Annotated in this window: 1 pseudogene; it reads left to right on the top strand. The window is 58.5% G+C overall.

The features are described 5' to 3' along the window. A pseudogene (locus tag NCS58_RS34100) lies at positions 1-168 on the top strand (Clp protease N-terminal domain-containing protein); the annotation flags it as partial. Positions 169-246: the final 78 nt, after the last annotated feature.

The raw sequence follows: 246 nt of genomic DNA, 5'->3' as shown, positions 1-246 counted from the left end.
GCCGCGAGCCTGTGCCAGACGCGCCTTTCCGATGAAATCACCGTCGAGCATTGGCTCTTGAAGCTGATCGAAGCGGATGAAGGAGATATTCCCGCGATCCTGCGTCACTATGAAATCGACGTGGATGCGATCTGGAACGCGCTGCTCGCCGCGATCGATCGTCTGCCAGGACTGCGGACTGGTTGCCGGCACCTTTGATGAGATCGCCTTCCCAGTGTCCAGGCAGCAGTCGGTCTTCGATTTCAG

Origin of the sequence: Caballeronia sp. INML3B (assembly GCF_023631305.1) — a bacterium.
Lineage (GTDB): Bacteria > Pseudomonadota > Gammaproteobacteria > Burkholderiales > Burkholderiaceae > Caballeronia > Caballeronia turbans.
This window is presented reverse-complemented; position numbering and strand designations above follow the sequence as displayed.